The following is a 16201-nucleotide window of genomic DNA, read 5'->3' as shown; positions in this document are numbered from 1 at the left end:
TATGGCAGGGCGAAACCGCCGAATGCTCTCCCATGCGGCAATAGATAAAGGCGGCCCTCGCCGCGTTCAGTGTCTGGTTTCGGGAATACTCGGCTCGGACAGGGACTCACCCGCAGCCGGCCCCTTGCCTCCCGGCGCACCCTTTGCATCCTCCCCAAGCCCCACCGCATCGGCGGTGGGCGTTCCGGGTCTCTTGATCTCCGCTGAGGCTGCAATCACCAGCGGCAGAAAATCGCCGGCACCGGCATCCACGATCTCGAAAAACCGGCGGCGCATGCGCGGTTCCCAGAATTTATTGATGTGGGTGGCGACACCGTCAATGCGGACATCCTCCGGCTGAGACAGGAAAAAAGTCGCGATCTGGTTCGCCATTCTCACCAGTTTTTCGTCGGTGTGATTAAGCAACATACTGTTCCCCGCGCCGCCTGCCGGTCGGCGTCCATGTTTCAAGTGGCCGGGGCACCCCCCGGCCCCGATTATTCGGCTGCCTCCAGCTTGCCGGTGATCCGCCGCGACCGGCGGCCGAGCGCGTCATATTCCTCCTGCCATTCCGTCGGCCCGTTGGAAGGTGATATCTGCACGGCGGTCACCTTGTATTCGGGACAGTTCGTTGCCCAGTCGGAGAAGTCGGTGGTGATGACGTTCGCCTGCGTGCCGGGATGGTGGAAGGTCGTATAGACCACGCCCGGCGCCACGCGGTCGGTGATCAGCGCCCTCAGCGTCGTGTCTCCGGAGCGGCTGGCAAGCTTCACCCAGTCACCATCCTTGACGCCGCGCTGTTCGGCATCATGCGGGTGGATTTCCAGCCGATCCTCCTCATGCCACACGACGTTTTCGGTGCGCCGCGTCTGTGCGCCGACATTGTATTGCGACAGGATGCGGCCAGTGGTGAGCAGCAGCGGGAAACGCGGGCCGGTGCGTTCGTCCGTCGCCACATATTCCGTGCGGATGAACTTGCCCTTGCCGCGTACGAAACCGTCGACATGCATGATCGGCGACCCCTTCGGGAACTTCTCGTTGCAGGGCCACTGCACCGAACCGTTCCGCTCGAGATAATCATAGGAAACGCTGGCGAAACTTGGTGTCGTCGCCGCAATTTCATCCATGATTTCCGACGGATGTGCATAGTTCCATGAAAGCCCCATGGCCTGCGCCAGCTTCTGTGTCACCTCCCAGTCGGCAAAGCCGTTCTTCGGCGACATGACCCGGCGCACGCGGTTGATGCGGCGTTCGGCATTGGTGAAGGTGCCGTCCTTTTCGAGGAAAGTGGAACCGGGTAAAAAGACATGGGCATAATTCGCCGTCTCGTTCAGGAAGAGATCGTGCACCACAACACATTCCATGGCGGCAAGACCGGCGGACACGTGTTTCGTGTCCGGATCGGACTGGAGAATATCCTCGCCCTGAATGTAGATGCCCTTGAAGCTGCCATCCACGGCAGCGTCGAGCATGTTGGGGATACGCAGTCCCGGCTCGTTGTTGAGCTTTACGCCCCAGAGTTTCTCGAAGATGTCGCGCGTGGCGTCATCGGAAATATGCCGGTAACCCGGAAGCTCATGCGGGAACGAGCCCATGTCGCAGGAGCCCTGAACGTTGTTCTGCCCGCGCAGCGGATTGACGCCCACACCGGGGCGACCAATATTGCCGGTTGCCATGGCCAGATTGGCAATCGCCATGACCGTGGTCGACCCCTGACTGTGCTCGGTCACGCCAAGGCCGTAATAGATCGCACCATTGCCGCCCCGGGCATAAAGGCGGGCGGCCCCGCGCAGTTCTTCCGCCGGAACACCGGTGAAACTTTCGGTTTCTTCCGGGCTGTGCTGAGGCTCGGCAACGAAAGCGGCCCAATCCTCGAATTCAGACCAGTCGCAACGCTCGCGGATGAAGGCCTCGTTGAACAGGCCTTCGGTGACGATCACATGTGCAAGCGCCGTCAGCACGGCGACGTTGGTGCCGGGCTTCAGCGGCAGGTGGAAGGATGCCTCCACGTGCGGGCCGCGCACGAGATCGATACGGCGGGGATCGATGACGATCAGTTTTGCGCCCTGCCGCAGCCGCTTTTTCAGCCGGGAACCGAAGACCGGGTGCCCGTCCGTCGGATTGGCACCGATAACCACGACGACGTCGGAATGCTCCACGCTGTCGAAATTCTGAGTTCCCGCCGAGGTGCCGAAAGCCTGACCGAGACCATAGCCCGTGGGTGAGTGGCAGACGCGGGCACAGGTATCGACATTGTTGTTGCCGAAACCGGCACGGATGAGTTTCTGAACGAGGAAGGTTTCTTCATTCGTGCAGCGGGACGAGGTGATGCCGCCGATGGCTTCCCGGCCATATTGGCCCTGGATGCGCTGAAACTCCGACGCGACATGGGAGAAAGCCTCTTCCCACGTGACTTCCCGCCAGGGATCGCTGATCTTTTCGCGGATCATCGGGTTGAGGATACGGTCTCTGTGGGTTGCATAACCATAGGCGAAACGACCCTTGACGCAGGAATGGCCGCGATTGGCCTGCCCGTCCTTCCACGGCACCATGCGCACCAGCTCTTCGCCGCGCATTTCCGCCTTGAAGGAACAGCCGACACCACAATAGGCGCAGGTCGTGACCAGCGAATGCTCCGGCTGGCCGATCTCGATCACCGATTTTTCCGTCAGTGTCGCGGTGGGACAGGCCTGCACGCAGGCGCCGCAGGAAACGCAGTCGGAATCAAGGAAGGCCTCATGCGCGCCGGGTGACACGCGGCTTTCAAAGCCACGCCCTTCGATCGTCAGTGCAAACGTGCCCTGCACTTCCTCGCAGGCGCGCACGCAACGCGAGCAGACAATACATTTGGAAGGATCATAGGTGAAATAGGGATTGCTTTCGTCCTTCGGCATCCAGCGGGCATTGAGATCGCCATCACCGGTGCGTGCCTTGACGTGGTTGTCACCTTCATAACCGTAGCGCACATCGCGCAGGCCCACGGCACCCGCCATGTCCTGCAGCTCGCAATCGCCATTGGCCGCGCAGGTCAGACAGTCGAGCGGGTGATCGGAAATATAAAGCTCCATCACACCCTTGCGGATCTGCTTCAGCCGCTCCGTCTGCGTATGCACGACAAGACCGGCGGCGACGGGCGTGGTGCAGGAGGCGGGAGTGCCGTTGCGGCCTTCCACCTCGATAAGACAGAGCCGACAGGAACCGAAAGCATCCACCATATCGGTGGCGCAGAGTTTCGGCACATCGATACCCGCTTCGCGTGAGGCCCGCATGATCGACGTTCCCGCCGGTACGGTGATCTGCCGGCCGTCGATGGTGAGCGTCACCATGTCCGTTGCGCGGGATTTCGGGGTTCCGTAGTCGAATTCAGAAACAAGGGCCATGGTCTTACTCCGCCGCTTCAACACGTGGGATGGGGGCAAAATCATCAGGGAAATGCCGGAGCGCGCTCATGACGGGATAGGGCGTGAAGCCGCCAAGCGCACAAAGCGAACCGAATTTCATGGTCTCGCAGAGGTCAGCGAGGAGCGCGGTGTTCTTCTCCCGCTCGATTCCGAGCGCGATCCTGTCAACCGTCTCGACGCCGCGCGTCGAGCCGATGCGACAGGGCGTGCACTTGCCGCAGCTTTCAACGGCGCAGAATTCCAGCGCGAACCGGGCCTGATGCAGCATATCGGCGGTATCATCGAAAACCACGATACCGGCATGCCCGATAAGGCCACCAGCCGCCGTAAAGGCTTCATAGTCGAAGAGCGTGTCGAACAGCGAAACCGGGAAATAAGCGCCGAGCGGACCGCCCACCTGCACCGCCTTGACGGGACGTCCGGTGATCGTGCCGCCACCGATATCATTGACCAGCTGGCCGAGCGGCAGGCCGAAGGCTGTCTCGTAAAGCCCGCCATGCCGGATGTTTCCGGCAAGCTGGATGGGGATCGTGCCATGCGAACGGCCAACGCCGAAATCGCGATAGAAAGCGGCACCCAGATCCATGATGACCGGAATGGATGCCAGCGAAATCACATTGTTGACGACGGTGGGTTTTCCGAACAGGCCCTGCAGGGCGGGTAGCGGCGGCTTGGCACGCACGGTGCCGCGCTTGCCTTCCAGGCTGTTGAGAAGTGATGTTTCCTCGCCGCAGACATAGGCGCCGGCACCCATGCGCACTTCGAGATCAAAGGCCCGCCCGGAACCGAGGACAGAGGCGCCGATGATGCCTTCACGGCGGGCGATCTCGATTGCCTGCTCCATGACCTTGATCGCGTGTGGATATTCCGAGCGCGTATAGATGAAGCCCTTCGTCGCACCAACGGCAAGGCCGGCAATCGCCATGCCTTCGATCAGCACGAAGGGATCGCCTTCCATGATCATGCGGTCGGCGAAGGTGCCGCTATCGCCCTCGTCCGCATTGCAGACGATATATTTCTGGTCGGCCACCGCATCGGCAACGGTCTTCCATTTGATGCCCGTGGGGAAACCTGCGCCGCCGCGTCCGCGCAGGCCGCTTTCGGTCACCTGGGCGACGATGTCGAGCGGCGCCATGGCGACGGCTTTTTCGAGGCCTTTCATGCCCTGATAGGCGCGATAATCCTCAAGCGACAATGGATCAGTGACGCCGCAGCGCGCAAATGTCAGACGCGTCTGGCTTTTCAGGAACGGGATGTCCTTGGTCGGCCCGAGACAGAGACGATGCTCGCCGCCAGTCAGAAAATCCGCATCGAAAAGCGAGGCGACGTCGCCGGCGTTCACCGGCCCGTAGGCGATGCGGCCGTGGTCGGTGCGCACTTCGACCAGCACTTCGAGCCAGAGCATGCCGCGCGAACCGTTGCGGACAACATGCACATCAAGATTGCGGCTGGCCGCCTCCCGGGCAATGGCGTCGGCAACACGGTTTGCACCAACGGCAAGCGCGGCGGAATCGCCGGGAACAAAAACGGTGACACTCATCGGCGCGCCTCCGTCAGAATGTCGCCAAGACAGTCCTCGTCAAGGCGGGCATGGACTTCGCCGTCCAGCATCAGGGCCGGCGCCTGCGCACAAAGCCCGAGACAGAAAACCGGTTCCAGCGTGACGGAGCCGTCAGCGGCGGTTTCGTGCCAGTCAAGGCCGAGCCGGGACTTGATGGTATCCGCCAGAGGCTCGCCACCCATCGACTGACAAGCCTCGGCGCGACAGAGCTTCAAGACATGTCGGCCGGAAGGATGATCACGAAAATCCGGATAGAAGGTTACGACCCCATGCACCTCCGCCCGCGACACATTCAGTGCAGAGGCGATGATCTGCTTGGCGCTTTCGGGAATGTAGCCGAATTCTTCCTGAACCGCGTGCAGGATGGGCAGCATCGGCCCTTCGAGGTGAATAAAGTCGTCAATAACCGCGGAAACACGGGCCGCCTCATCTGCGGCAACCGCCTGGATATTCATAAGCCAGTCCTCCCAAACCGACAGGGGCAAGGATGGCGAGAAGGACATTTTCAGCCCTTTCGCAGCCCCTGCATTGACAGCGAGAATGGCGAGAGCGGCAGGATCAGGTCAATACGGTGTTTCCGTCGCTCGATAGGGATTTCCTATCAAAAACCAGCTCCGAAGCGCGCTGCCGCGCCTCATGAAGAAGCGCCGAAACCAGCGGCGTATGCGGTTCGCGGTAAGTCGCAATCAACCCCACGAGATGCTCGGCATCGGGCTCGATGATTGGGATCATTTTTATCTGCTTTGGAAAACCAAATGATTCCGCTATGTTACGCGGCATTATTGAAGCCCATTGTCCGGTCCGAATATGGGAAAAAAGCACGATCATCGAATTGGATTCGAGCGTAGGTTTCACCTCCACACCCGCTTCCGCCATGTGCTTGTTGATGATACGGCGGTTCTGCATGTCCGAAGTCAATAGGCATAGCCTAAGACCGGCAACCTGCCTCCAGGTAACGCTTTCCTGATCGGCCAAAGGCGTTCCGGCCGCTGCGATCAGGTGATATCGCTCCGAATAAAGCGGCACCGTCGTCACCCGCCCCAGCGGCTCATTGTCGAGATAGCTGATTCCCGCATCGATCTCGAGATTCTCGATCTGGCTCAAGACCTGAAGCGAGGTACGTGACGTCACGGAAAAGGTAACATCCGGATGGCGCGCCTGAAACGGTTCCGTCAATCGCGGCACCATCGCAAGCGCGGTGGGAATGACCGCAAGGCGGATATGGCCGGCCAGGCCCTTGCGGGCGGCGCGCATTTCCTCGCGCATGGTGCGCGTATCGGCAACGATGCGGCGCGCCCATTCCAGCACACGCTGGCCCTCCGGCGTCAGCCCCTGATAACGGGCGGCGCGCACCACCAGAACGACACCCAGTTGATCCTCCAGTTGCCGGATCGCCGCCGAGAGGCTGGGCTGCGAAATACCGCATTCCTCCGCGGCCCGCCCGAAATGCTCCGCGCGCGCCAATGCGATGAAAAACTCCAGCTTGTCGATCATGCGTCCTCCCATGACAAGTGTCGCTGCGCGCGACAGCACGCAACCGGACACTAGTGCCTGACGCGCCTCGTCGCAAATCCGACAACAACAGGAGACTGCCGGATCGCGGAAACACAGGCAGGACCTCATTGCAACACTTGCCGCAACCATGCGTTATAATCGGGTCAAGGATCAGGATATCGGGGGAAGCATGGACGCGATCGCAGAGGTTCCAAAGATCAACCGGCTGGTATTGCAGAATCTGATCGCCGGGCTGAGCGACGGCTTGATCCTGCTCGAGAACGACGGAACGATTGCCTGGGCAAACAGGGCGGCACTTCGTATGCACCGGATCGAGGCACTTGCGGATCTGGGAGAGGATGCCGCGGCCTACAGGCGCAATTTCACGCTTCGTTATCGCAACAACCATCTGCTCGAGGAGGGACAATATCCGCTTGAGCGTCTTCTGGCCGGCGATGATTTTGACGACGTGACGGTTGAAGTGTCGCCGAGCGGCAATGAGGAGGAGTGCTGGGTCCATACGATACGTGGCCTCGTTCTTGAGGATGCGGGTGCCAGGCCCGATGTTCTCGTCGTCATCATCCGGGATGAGACACCCCGTTTCGAGGCCGAAGCCCGCTTTGAAAGCGCCTTTAATGCCAACCCTGCCCCGGGCTTGATCTGCCGGCTGGAAGACGAGCGTTTCATCCGCGTCAATCAGGGCTTTCTTGAAATGACCGGCTTCACGCGTGAGGAGATTATCGGCGTGAGCGTCGAGGAGCTTGGACTGTTTTCCGAATGCGACACCGGCGAGGACGCGCTGAAGCGGCTGCATGAGGGCAGGATCATCCGTCAGCGGGAGGCGCTCATCCCCATACCGGGAGGCGACAGGCTGGTGATCGTCGCCGGCGAAACCATCGCGGTTGCCGAAGAGCCCTGCATGCTCTTCACCTTCGCCGATCTTGACGGGCGTCGCAGGGCACAGAACGCGCTGCGCCAGAGCGAGGAACGGTTCTTCAAGTCTTTCCGCCTTTCGCCCGCACCCGCTGCCGTTTCGCGGCTGGAGGATTTCGTGCTGACTGAAGTCAACGACGCCTTCCTGCAGCTATGCGGCCGCAAGGAGCCGGAAGTGGTGGGAAAAACCGCCGGCGAATTGCGACTTTGGGAAGATGTGGCGGCGCGCCGGGATATTGAGAAGCGGCTGAAGGACAACATCCCCATCCGCAACGAAAATATGCGCATGAAGCTGCGCGATGGCGGCACGGCCGAATGCATCGTTTCTGCCGAACGCGCCGAGATCAACGACCAGCAATGTGTCATCTGGGCGATACAGGACGTGACCGAGCGCAGACGCTCGGAGAATGAACTGATCGAAGCGATCGAAAGCGTGATGACCGATACCTCATGGTTCAGCAGAACCGTCGTCGAAAGACTGGCGGGACTGCGGCAGAACGCGCGCAGCGCGACGCCGTCGGCATCGCTGAAGGACCTGACGGATCGCGAGGAGGAAATCCTGTCGCTGATCTGTGACGGGTGCAGCGACAGGGAAATGAGCGACAGACTTCATCTTTCCAAGCACACCATCCGCAATCACATCGCGTCGCTTTATGGCAAGATCGGCGTGAACCGCCGGACCGCCGCGGTTATCTGGGCACGCGAACGGGGCTTTTCCGGCCGCAGGGAAAAATAGCGGCCCGCTTTTGCGAAAATAGGTCACTTTATACCAGTTCAACTAGTAGAAAATGCTCTGCTTCACGCCATTGCGCCGCACTACCTTCCCATCATGCCGTTGTCAGCAGCGGCACGATCCAACGATGGAAGGAGTGCATCATGGACAAAAGCCGTATCGAAGGCATTGCCCGCCAGGCTAAGGGCACCATCAAGGAAGCGACCGGAAAAATCACCGGCAATGGGCGACTTGAGGCGGAAGGCAGGGCCGAAAAAGTGGCCGGCCACGCACAGGAGAAACTTGGCCGGGCGAAGGACGCCATCGCCAAAGCTCTGAAGTGATCCGTCAATGTTCAAGGCGGGAGGTTTCACGATGATGCTTTCATGGAACGCAGACACGGCACCGGGATGCAATCCCCAGGAGATCAGCCTGTGCGCTGCCTTGCAGGCACTGATCGCCTATGCGGACGGGCAGGAAAACAGCTGCATCTCCGTCAGTTCTTCTGATGGGTGCATCGTCCTTACAGGCGAAGTTGAAACACTCTCTGCCTTCGAACGGGCGGTTATCATAGCCGAATGTTTCGCATCGCGACCCATCATCGCCGATCTGGCGATCCGCCAGCGGCCGTCGATCAGGCTGGACGCGGCCTCCCCGCGCCTCCACCTCGTCAACAATAACAGGAGTGATAAACAATGAAGAAGTTCGTTCTCGCAACCGCCATCGCAACCCTGGCACTTGCCCCGCTCGCTTCAGCCGAAACCAAGCATAACTCGAAGCGTGCGACTGAAACCGTCCAGAAGGAACGTGTCGGTACCCTGTCCTGCGAAATCGCCGGCGGGGTCGGACTTGTGATCGGTTCCAGCAAAAATGTCGATTGCCAGTTTCGCCAGCGTTCCGGCAAGACCGAGCGTTACACCGGCACCATCGGCAAGCTCGGCCTCGATATCGGCGTGACGGGCAAGACCTATATGAGCTGGATCGTGTTCAACACGGCGGCAAGCCGCATCGGCGACGGTGCGCTTGGCGGCGACTACGTCGGCGCCTCCGCCGCAGCCTCTGTCGGCATCGGTATTGGCGCAAACGCCCTGATCGGCGGCAACGCCAAGAATTTCGCGCTTCAGCCAATCAGCGCGGAGGTTGGCACTGGCGTGAACATCGCAGCGGGCGTATCACGCCTGCAATTGAAGCACGTCCGCTAATTCAGGTCGAAAATGGCGCGGTTTCGGGCATCCAAATTGCCCGAAACCGTATGCCGTCCCCCGGCTCAGGCAACCAGCATGGCTTCCTTGATGCGCGGATAATCATAGGCATTGACCTTCGAAGTGCTGTAACCTGCCCCCACCAGCGCCTCTGCCAGTTTCACCGCCGCTGTAACCCCATCGATAACAGGCACGCCGGTTGCCTCGCGCAGCCTGTCGCACAGAGCCGACATGCCGGCGCATCCAAGGATGATCGCTTCCGCCGCATCCTCCTTCTTGGCCGCTTCGATCTCGCGGATCAGCATCATTTCAGCGGCGAGAGGGTCTTCTTCGAGACCAAGCACCGGCAGATTGATGGCACGAACCCTGCGGCAATGCCGCTCCGCCCCATAGTTGCCGACAAGGTCCTCGATGATGGGGATCGAACGCGGCAGGGTGGTGATGATGGAAAATCGGCGACTGATCGTCATGGCCACCTGCACGGCGGCCTGGCAGATGCCGATGACCGGCCCGCGCGCCACTTCGCGGGCAGCATGCAGTCCCGGATCGTCAAAGCAGGCAATGACATAGGCGTTAACGCCCAGCTGTTCACCCTTGCGGATTTCCTGCAGCAGGCCCGGAACGGCCAGCGCCTCATCCGCTCCACCTTCGATACTGACGGGCGTATCGAGGGGATTTGCAGCGGAAATTTTCGTATCCATGTGTTTGACGCGCAAGGCACTGTCGAGCGCCTGCGCCGTCATAGAGGCCGTAGAGTTCGGGTTGATCAGGCGAATATGCATCGGGGTAAGCCTTTCAGGACCTTCACGCGCCATCTGGCTTGATGAAGTCGGTAATCGCTGGCGCCTTGAGGACGAACTGGCGGTCCGAAGTAATGTAATTGTCGGCGTGAAGACGTGCGATCGGCTGGTAGCGGTCCGGATCGACATAACGCCCCTCTTCATCGAGGCAATCCTTGTGCACATGCATATGCACGACCTCACCCAGAACCAGCGTGCGGCGCGGATAATCGATCAGACGCTCCACCCGGCACTCGAACGCGCAGGGTGATTCCGCCGCAAAGCTTGCATCGATCTTGTTACAGGGGGTCGCGGTCAGCCGCGCCATGGAAAGTTCGTCCACCTCGCTGTCGAAGCCGAGGCCGCAGACGAGCATCTGTTCCGACAGGGCCATGTCCACCATGTTGATGACGAATTCGCCGGTGCGGCGAATATTGACCATCGTGTCCTTCTCCTCGCCCGTCACCCGCGGCTGGATACCGAGGACGACGATCGGCGGATCATGGGAGAAAACGTTGAAAAAGCTCATCGGCGCCGCATTGTTGTGGCCGGCAGCAGAACGCGTCGTGACGAGCGCAATCGGCCGGGGACCGATAAAATTCGTCAGCAGACGGTAACGGCTCTGCGGCTCGAGCGTGGTGAAGTCGAATTCCATGACAACTGCCCTGTTTATAGTACACAATATTATTTCAGATTGTTGACAATCTTGCAACCAAAACTGTGTTGAAACGGTTGACTTTTTCCACCGCATCACGCTTCTCTACCCACAATGGAGAGCGAAACCGATGACCGAACAGAACGGCCAGTCCACGCAGCAAATTGTCGAGAAAGTCTGGCTGTCGATCGCTGAACGACGGCTTCGCCCGGGCGTGCAGCTGAAGGAAGAACAGCTCGCCACGATTTTTGGCGTCAGCCGCGCGCGCATCCGCCAGGCGCTTTCCGTGCTGGAGCGAGACGGTCTCGTCACCATCGTTCCCAATCGCGGCGCCTTCGTTTCCAAACCCTCGGTCGAAGAGGCGAGAGACGTGTTCTTCGTTCGCCGCACCGTGGAACAATGTGTTGTTGAGCGGCTGTGCAAATCCACCACCAAGGCCGCTCTGAAGCGGCTTCGCGACCATGTCGAAAAGGAGCGCGTGGCCAACGCTCACAACATCACCACCGACATCATCAAGCTTTCCGGCGGCTTCCACCTGCTGCTTGCGGAAACGGTCGGTTCCGATTTCCTGTTCACCACCATGCGCGACCTCATTTCGCGTTCCTCCCTCATCACTGCCGTTTACCGCAACACGGACCGCTTTAACTGCGGGCCCGACGAACATGCGGAAATTGTCGACGCGATCGCCAATAACGACCCGGCGAGGGCCACGCATCTGATGACCCATCACCTCGAACATGTGGAAGCGGAACTCGACCTCAGCGAAATCCGCGACCTTTCCCATGATCTGCGGGCGGCACTCGCCTGACCTTGCGGCTCAGGCGCGCTCCCGTTCCTGCGTCAACACCTCTTCATCCTCCACCAGATGACATGCAACGCGTGTGCCGCCGGCAAGCGTGCGCACCTGCGGCACTTCCGCCGAACAGCGCGCCGTTGCAAGCGGGCAGCGCGGATGGAAGGTGCAGCCCGAGGGCGGCCTGAGCGGGCTTGGGACTTCGCCTGCCACCAGTTCCCGGTCGCGCCGCGGGGCCTCGATATTGGGAATGGTCTGCAGCAGAAGCTGCGTATAGGGGTGACACGGGCGGGCGAACAGCTCCTCCGTATCGCCCTCCTCCACGATGCGGCCGAGATACATCACAGCGATACGGTCTGACATGTGGCGAACCACGCTCATATCATGGCTGATGAACAGATAAGTCAGCCCCAGCTCGTCCTGCAGCCGCCGCATCAGGTTCAGCACCTGCGCCTGCACCGATACATCAAGCGCGGATGTCGGTTCGTCACAGACCAGAAACTCCGGCTCGCTTGCCAGGGCACGGGCAATTGAAATGCGCTGGCGCTGGCCGCCGGAAAATTCATGCGGGAATTTCTCGCCGTCGGAGGCAGAGAGGCCGACCGTTCGCAGCAGCTCTTCCACCCGCTCCATTGTCTCTGCGCGGGTGGCGCGCAGTTTCAGCTCGCGGATCGGCTCTGCGATGATGTTCTTCACCCTCCAGCGCGGATTGAGCGAGGCATAGGGATCCTGAAAGATCATCTGCGCCGAAAGCGGTGCATCTGTCCGCCCTTTGGCAAAGCGGAAATCACCGGCGCTTGGACGGAACAGCCCTGTCACCAGCCGCGCGACGGTGGACTTGCCGCAGCCGCTTTCGCCGACAATGCTGAGACAGCCACCGGCTGGCACCGTGAAATCGATGTCGTTGACGGCCTGCACGAACTGACGGGGTTTGCGCTCGATGACGCGGTTGAGCCACGGGGCGGAAACATCGAAGGTCTTGGTCAGACCCTTCACCGTCAGTGCGGGTGTTTTTGTCACCGAGGTTTTCATGCGGTTCCTCCTGCATTCATCCAGCAGGCGCTTGCGCTGTTGCCCTGCGTTTCCAGTTCCGGGCGCTCGCGAAGACAGCGGGGGCCGGCAAAGCCACAGCGCGGATTGAAGGCGCAGCCCGGCGGGATCGCATCAAGACGCGGCATCGCCCCGTCGATCTGGTTGAGCCGCTCCACCCGCGCGCCGAGCGAAGGGATGGAGGCCATCAGGCCCTGCGTATAGGGATGTTTCGGGGCATGCAGAACCTGCTCGACCGGCCCGACCTCGATCAGCCTGCCGGCATAAAGCACGGCAACGCGGTCGGCGGCTTCGGCGATGACGCCCATATCATGCGTGACCAGCATGACCGCCGTCTGCTTCTCCTTGCATAGCCTGCGCAGCAGCGAAATGATCTGCGCCTGGATCGACACGTCAAGCGCCGTGGTCGGCTCGTCGGCGATGATGAGCTTTGGCGAGGCTGCCAGCGCCAATGCGATGACGACACGCTGGCGCATGCCGCCGGAGAACTGATGCGGATAATGATCGACGCGATCTTCCGGAGACGGAATGCCGACATCTTTCAGGAGTTGAACCGCCCGCCCCCGCGCTTCTTTCCTGGAGAGCGGCAGATGCTGGCGGATCGTTTCGACCAGCTGCGCGCCAACCGTAAAGAGCGGGTTGAGCGAAGTGAGCGGATCCTGAAAGATCGCACCGATCTCGCGGCCGCGAATGCCCTCCATCGCCCTGTCGTCCAACTTGTCGATACGCCGCGATCCAAGCCAGATCTCACCCTCGGCGATGCGGCCGGGCTTTTCCAGCAAGCCCTGTATCGCAAGTCCGGTCATGGATTTTCCGGCACCGGATTCGCCGACAACACCGAGGATTTCGCCGGGGCGGATCGACAGGCTGACATCCGAAAGGGCGGTCACCGTGCCTCTGCGGCCCGGAAACTCGACTTTCAGATTGCGAACGTCGATAACCGACTGGTTCATGTTATCCATTGGCGTCAACCTCCACCGGGTAGCTCGGGGGGAAAATTTCCGAAACGGGCGGGTTGGCCCAGCTTCGTTCGGGATATTTCGCGATCAGCCCATCGAACTGCGCCTGCGCCTGAACGCGGGCTTGCTCCATGTCGATATTCGCGACCTGCCTTGAGCGCATCGACAGGCGGCCATCAACGAAGACCGCACGCGTGATCTTGCCCGAACCGCCGGTAACGATGGTCGTGATCGGATCGACGCTCGGCGCCATGACGGTATCATCGAGGTCAAAGACCGCGATATCGGCGCGGGCACCCTTTGAGAGATGTCCGAGATCGGCACGGCCCAGTGCCCTTGCGCCACCGATCGTGGCGGCGTCGAACAGATCGGCCGAACGGACCCTGTCGGGCACGCCGTCGCTGATGCGGCAGGTGATAAGCCCGACCAGAAGGTTCATCAACATGTCGGCCGGCGCCGTGTCCGTGCCCATCGCGATGTTGATGCCACGCTGCCGGCACGACGAAAACGACGACAGCTTGCTGCCGCCTCTGGCCGACACCAGCGGACAGTGGACGATGGAAACGCCATTTTCAGCGTAGAGTGTCAGATCTTCGTCCGTCGCATTGGTGGCGTGCGGCGCGACAAGGCGGTCGCTGAGGAGACCGGCCTTGGCCAGCCACACAGGTGCCGTGGAGCCATGAAGGCTGCGGACGGTATCGACCTCCATCGTGCCCTGCGCCATGTGCAGACGGAACTTGCATCCAAGATCCCGAGCGGCCGCATCGGTTCTTTGCAACAGGGCGAGCGTCGATGTCTCGACCCGATCCGGCGCGAGCATGCCGCGCACGAGATCACCATGCCGTCCGCTCTGTTTTTCGATGAAGGACACCGCATCCTTCAGTCCCTGAAAGCCACGCTCTTCGTCAAAGACAGGCACCATGCGCCCCGGCTCTTCCAGCACCATGCCGCCGGAGCGGTATGCGGGGCTGAGATAGACGCGCAGGCCGAGTTCGCCGGCAGCATCGGCGGCAGCCTCGAATTCGGCGACGGTTTCGCCCCATTGCCGGTAAAACAGGGAAGCGATGGGTGCTGCCGTGGTGATGCCGTTGAGAAGCAGCTGGCCGAAAGCGAAACGCTTCTGGAAGGCCAGTTCCTCCTCGGAATACATCTCGTAAGGTCCGGCCTCGACATAAGATCGCGGCCAGACACGGCCCTTGGCCCAGCCGGGGTAGTGATCGATCCCCAGGATCGTCGTATCGAGATCGGAAAGCGCGTCGAGATCGATCAGGCCGGGGCTGATGAGGGCGTTGCCGAAATCGACGCGACGGGCGACCTCGCCGGGAAAACCGTGCCCGACGAAGAGAATCTCACCATTCTCAAAGACCACCTCGCCGTTTTTCAAGAGCCGGTGTGATCCGTCCTTGTGTCCGACAACCCAGCTTGCGGTAAGCAGCGTGCGACCCGACGGACGTTCGCCAAGCGCAAGAGATTGCAAAGCGGCGCTCATCACGGCGCCTCCACGATGGCTTTGCCGTTTCTGGCGGTAACGCGGCCGCCTTTGACGACGAGCGGCCGGGGCGCGATATCGACAACGGCATGGGCGAGCGTTTCGCCCGTAAGCAGCGTGAAATCCGCGGCGCAGCCTTGCCGCAGGCCATAATCATGGAGCCCCATGATATCGGCTCCGCCCTGCGAAACCACATGCAGCACATGGGCAAGCTCGATATCCGAGCGCAGGCCGTTCTTCATGCCGATGATCTTCGCCCGGTCGAGCATGTCCGGCTGGCCCCATGGACCCCAGGTATCGCGAATGCCGTCGCAACCGCCGCCGACACGCACGCCCGCTTCCTTCAGCCGCATGATCGACGGCACATTTGCCGAAGGCGCACCGGTCGTCAGGATCGCCACGTCGAGCCTTGCAATCTCTTCGATCAGCTTGCCGACCCGCAGGTAATCACTCATTCCCAGTGCAAAGGCATGGCTGATCGCAACCTTGCCTTCCATGCCATTGGCCCGGATACGCTCGAAGATCAGCTCCATGGTGAAGGCGCCAAGATCGGCGGCCTCATGCAGATGGATGTCGATCGGCACGCCATGCTTGACCGCAAGCGCAAAGAGAATATCCAGCTGGCCTTTCGGATCGCGGTCGATGCCGCAGGGATCGATGCCGCCAAGCACTTCGCAGCCCTGTTTCAAGGCCTCGTCCAGAAGCTCCACGGTACCGGGCATGACCATGACGCCGGATTGCGGGAAGGCGACGACTTCGATGTCGATGATGCCCTTCAGCTTCTCGCGGGTCTCCCAGATGCCCTCCACAAGCGCCAGGCCATGGGTCGGGTCAATATCCACGTGGCTGCGAATATGGGTGCCGCCATTGGCCGCAAGGCCGATGGCGTGGCGCATGGACTGGCGGTGCGGATCGATGCCGATCTGTGTCCGGTTTTCGCGTTCAAAGTCGATCCGCTGCCGCAGGATCGCGGCGCGATTATTGACATGCCAGGGCATGCCCCATGTCGTCTTGTCGAGATGGGTATGGGCATCGATAAGGCCGGGGACGGCAATCGCACCATTCCCCTCCTCGGCCGGCATGCCCGGATCGGCCTCGAACTTTCCGAAACCGGCTATCTTTCCCTGCCTGATCAGAATGTCGCAGGTATCGCCCGCCATGGGCCTGATGTTGCGGAGCAGAAGATCGTGCATG

The 16201-nt window shown here is 60.9% G+C and carries 16 protein-coding genes; 5 read left to right on the top strand and 11 right to left on the bottom strand.

Annotation, left to right across the window (positions count from 1 at the left end):
- Positions 1–66 precede the first annotated feature (66 nt).
- The 5 genes from EXN68_RS16970 to EXN68_RS16950 all read right to left on the bottom strand — a co-directional run bounded on the left by EXN68_RS16970 (position 67) and on the right by EXN68_RS16950 (position 6435).
- On the bottom strand, positions 67–408 hold the full coding sequence (locus tag EXN68_RS16970) for a formate dehydrogenase subunit delta (protein ID WP_142841982.1): 342 nt from the start codon (positions 406–408) through the stop codon (positions 67–69).
- Positions 409–476: 68 nt separating this feature from the next.
- The gene (gene fdhF, locus EXN68_RS16965; RefSeq protein WP_142841981.1) at positions 477–3359 is read right to left on the bottom strand and encodes a formate dehydrogenase subunit alpha; all 2883 of its coding nucleotides are present in this window, start codon (positions 3357–3359) and stop codon (positions 477–479) included.
- 4 nt (positions 3360–3363) lie between these two features.
- Positions 3364–4920, bottom strand: coding sequence for a formate dehydrogenase beta subunit (locus tag EXN68_RS16960; protein WP_142841980.1), 1557 nt, complete (start codon positions 4918–4920; stop codon positions 3364–3366).
- On the bottom strand, positions 4917–5396 hold the full coding sequence (locus tag EXN68_RS16955) for a formate dehydrogenase subunit gamma (protein WP_065116827.1): 480 nt from the start codon (positions 5394–5396) through the stop codon (positions 4917–4919). Before EXN68_RS16955 ends, EXN68_RS16960 begins: the two co-directional genes overlap by 4 nt.
- A 103-nt stretch (positions 5397–5499) precedes the next feature.
- Complete coding sequence (locus EXN68_RS16950; RefSeq protein ID WP_142841979.1) at positions 5500–6435, bottom strand: LysR family transcriptional regulator; 936 nt, start codon at positions 6433–6435, stop codon at positions 5500–5502.
- A gap of 190 nt (positions 6436–6625) precedes the next feature.
- On the opposite strand from EXN68_RS16950, the gene EXN68_RS16945 reads away from it, so the two are divergent.
- From EXN68_RS16945 to EXN68_RS16930, 4 genes are all read left to right on the top strand, one after another.
- Entirely contained in the window at positions 6626–8104 is a 1479-nt protein-coding gene (locus tag EXN68_RS16945; RefSeq protein ID WP_142841978.1) for a helix-turn-helix transcriptional regulator, read from the top strand.
- A 140-nt stretch (positions 8105–8244) separates the two neighbouring features.
- A complete protein-coding gene (locus EXN68_RS16940) occupies positions 8245–8424 on the top strand; it encodes a CsbD family protein (RefSeq protein WP_142841977.1) in 180 nt (59 codons plus the stop codon).
- A gap of 7 nt (positions 8425–8431) precedes the next feature.
- A complete protein-coding gene (locus EXN68_RS16935) occupies positions 8432–8779 on the top strand; it encodes a BON domain-containing protein (protein WP_142841976.1) in 348 nt (115 codons plus the stop codon).
- On the top strand, positions 8776–9282 hold the full coding sequence (locus EXN68_RS16930; protein WP_142841975.1) for a DUF992 domain-containing protein: 507 nt from the start codon (positions 8776–8778) through the stop codon (positions 9280–9282). Before EXN68_RS16935 ends, EXN68_RS16930 begins: the two co-directional genes overlap by 4 nt.
- Before the next feature lie 65 nt (positions 9283–9347).
- Here the strand turns inward: EXN68_RS16930 and EXN68_RS16925 are convergent, their stop codons facing one another.
- Together EXN68_RS16925 and EXN68_RS16920 are read right to left on the bottom strand one after the other, a co-directional pair.
- Positions 9348–10064: an aspartate/glutamate racemase family protein gene (locus EXN68_RS16925; RefSeq protein ID WP_142841974.1), complete on the bottom strand. Its 717-nt coding sequence runs from the start codon at positions 10062–10064 to the stop codon at positions 9348–9350.
- Positions 10065–10086: 22 nt separating this feature from the next.
- Positions 10087–10716 (bottom strand): flavin reductase family protein, encoded by a 630-nt coding sequence (locus EXN68_RS16920; RefSeq protein WP_110759564.1) that lies wholly within the window; start codon positions 10714–10716, stop codon positions 10087–10089.
- Positions 10717–10846: 130 nt separating this feature from the next.
- On the opposite strand from EXN68_RS16920, the gene EXN68_RS16915 reads away from it, so the two are divergent.
- The gene (locus tag EXN68_RS16915; RefSeq protein WP_065116831.1) at positions 10847–11524 is read left to right on the top strand and encodes a GntR family transcriptional regulator; all 678 of its coding nucleotides are present in this window, start codon (positions 10847–10849) and stop codon (positions 11522–11524) included.
- Between the two features lie 9 nt (positions 11525–11533).
- Here the strand turns inward: EXN68_RS16915 and EXN68_RS16910 are convergent, their stop codons facing one another.
- Genes EXN68_RS16910 through EXN68_RS16895 form a run of 4 tightly spaced genes read right to left on the bottom strand, consistent with a single transcriptional unit; the run spans position 11534 to position 16200 of the window.
- Positions 11534–12541, bottom strand: a complete 1008-nt coding sequence (locus tag EXN68_RS16910) for an ABC transporter ATP-binding protein (RefSeq protein ID WP_142841973.1) — start codon at positions 12539–12541, stop codon at positions 11534–11536.
- Positions 12538–13521: an ABC transporter ATP-binding protein gene (locus tag EXN68_RS16905; protein ID WP_142841972.1), complete on the bottom strand. Its 984-nt coding sequence runs from the start codon at positions 13519–13521 to the stop codon at positions 12538–12540. The genes EXN68_RS16910 and EXN68_RS16905 overlap by 4 nt, the downstream gene beginning before the upstream one ends.
- Entirely contained in the window at positions 13514–15007 is a 1494-nt protein-coding gene (locus tag EXN68_RS16900) for an amidohydrolase family protein (RefSeq protein WP_142841971.1), read from the bottom strand. The genes EXN68_RS16905 and EXN68_RS16900 overlap by 8 nt, the downstream gene beginning before the upstream one ends.
- Positions 15007–16200, bottom strand: a complete 1194-nt coding sequence (locus tag EXN68_RS16895) for an amidohydrolase family protein (RefSeq protein WP_142841970.1) — start codon at positions 16198–16200, stop codon at positions 15007–15009. Before EXN68_RS16895 ends, EXN68_RS16900 begins: the two co-directional genes overlap by 1 nt.
- Between the last annotated feature and the right edge of the window lies 1 nt (position 16201).

The organism is Martinezella rhizogenes, from assembly GCF_007002745.1.
Classification (GTDB): domain Bacteria; phylum Pseudomonadota; class Alphaproteobacteria; order Rhizobiales; family Rhizobiaceae; genus Agrobacterium; species Agrobacterium cucumeris.
The sequence above is the reverse complement of the archived record's forward strand: the minus strand, read 5'-3'. Positions and strand labels throughout refer to the sequence as shown.

What these genes read in the sequence shown, in the direction of transcription:
- EXN68_RS16930 (WP_142841975.1), top strand. Translation starts at nt 8,776, where the DNA reads ATGAAGAAGTTCGTTCTCGCAACCGCCATCGCAACCCTGGCACTTGCC.
- EXN68_RS16940 (WP_142841977.1), top strand. Translation starts at nt 8,245, where the DNA reads ATGGACAAAAGCCGTATCGAAGGCATTGCCCGCCAGGCTAAGGGCACC.
- EXN68_RS16945 (WP_142841978.1), top strand. Translation starts at nt 6,626, where the DNA reads ATGGACGCGATCGCAGAGGTTCCAAAGATCAACCGGCTGGTATTGCAG.
- EXN68_RS16915 (WP_065116831.1), top strand. Translation starts at nt 10,847, where the DNA reads ATGACCGAACAGAACGGCCAGTCCACGCAGCAAATTGTCGAGAAAGTC.
- EXN68_RS16970 (WP_142841982.1), bottom strand. Translation starts at nt 408, where the DNA reads ATGTTGCTTAATCACACCGACGAAAAACTGGTGAGAATGGCGAACCAG.
- EXN68_RS16910 (WP_142841973.1), bottom strand. Translation starts at nt 12,541, where the DNA reads ATGAAAACCTCGGTGACAAAAACACCCGCACTGACGGTGAAGGGTCTG.
- fdhF (WP_142841981.1), bottom strand. Translation starts at nt 3,359, where the DNA reads ATGGCCCTTGTTTCTGAATTCGACTACGGAACCCCGAAATCCCGCGCA.
- EXN68_RS16925 (WP_142841974.1), bottom strand. Translation starts at nt 10,064, where the DNA reads ATGCATATTCGCCTGATCAACCCGAACTCTACGGCCTCTATGACGGCG.
- EXN68_RS16955 (WP_065116827.1), bottom strand. Translation starts at nt 5,396, where the DNA reads ATGAATATCCAGGCGGTTGCCGCAGATGAGGCGGCCCGTGTTTCCGCG.
- EXN68_RS16905 (WP_142841972.1), bottom strand. Translation starts at nt 13,521, where the DNA reads ATGGATAACATGAACCAGTCGGTTATCGACGTTCGCAATCTGAAAGTC.
- EXN68_RS16950 (WP_142841979.1), bottom strand. Translation starts at nt 6,435, where the DNA reads ATGATCGACAAGCTGGAGTTTTTCATCGCATTGGCGCGCGCGGAGCAT.
- EXN68_RS16960 (WP_142841980.1), bottom strand. Translation starts at nt 4,920, where the DNA reads ATGAGTGTCACCGTTTTTGTTCCCGGCGATTCCGCCGCGCTTGCCGTT.
- EXN68_RS16935 (WP_142841976.1), top strand. Translation starts at nt 8,432, where the DNA reads ATGTTCAAGGCGGGAGGTTTCACGATGATGCTTTCATGGAACGCAGAC.
- EXN68_RS16895 (WP_142841970.1), bottom strand. Translation starts at nt 16,200, where the DNA reads ATGCACGATCTTCTGCTCCGCAACATCAGGCCCATGGCGGGCGATACC.
- EXN68_RS16920 (WP_110759564.1), bottom strand. Translation starts at nt 10,716, where the DNA reads ATGGAATTCGACTTCACCACGCTCGAGCCGCAGAGCCGTTACCGTCTG.
- EXN68_RS16900 (WP_142841971.1), bottom strand. Translation starts at nt 15,007, where the DNA reads ATGAGCGCCGCTTTGCAATCTCTTGCGCTTGGCGAACGTCCGTCGGGT.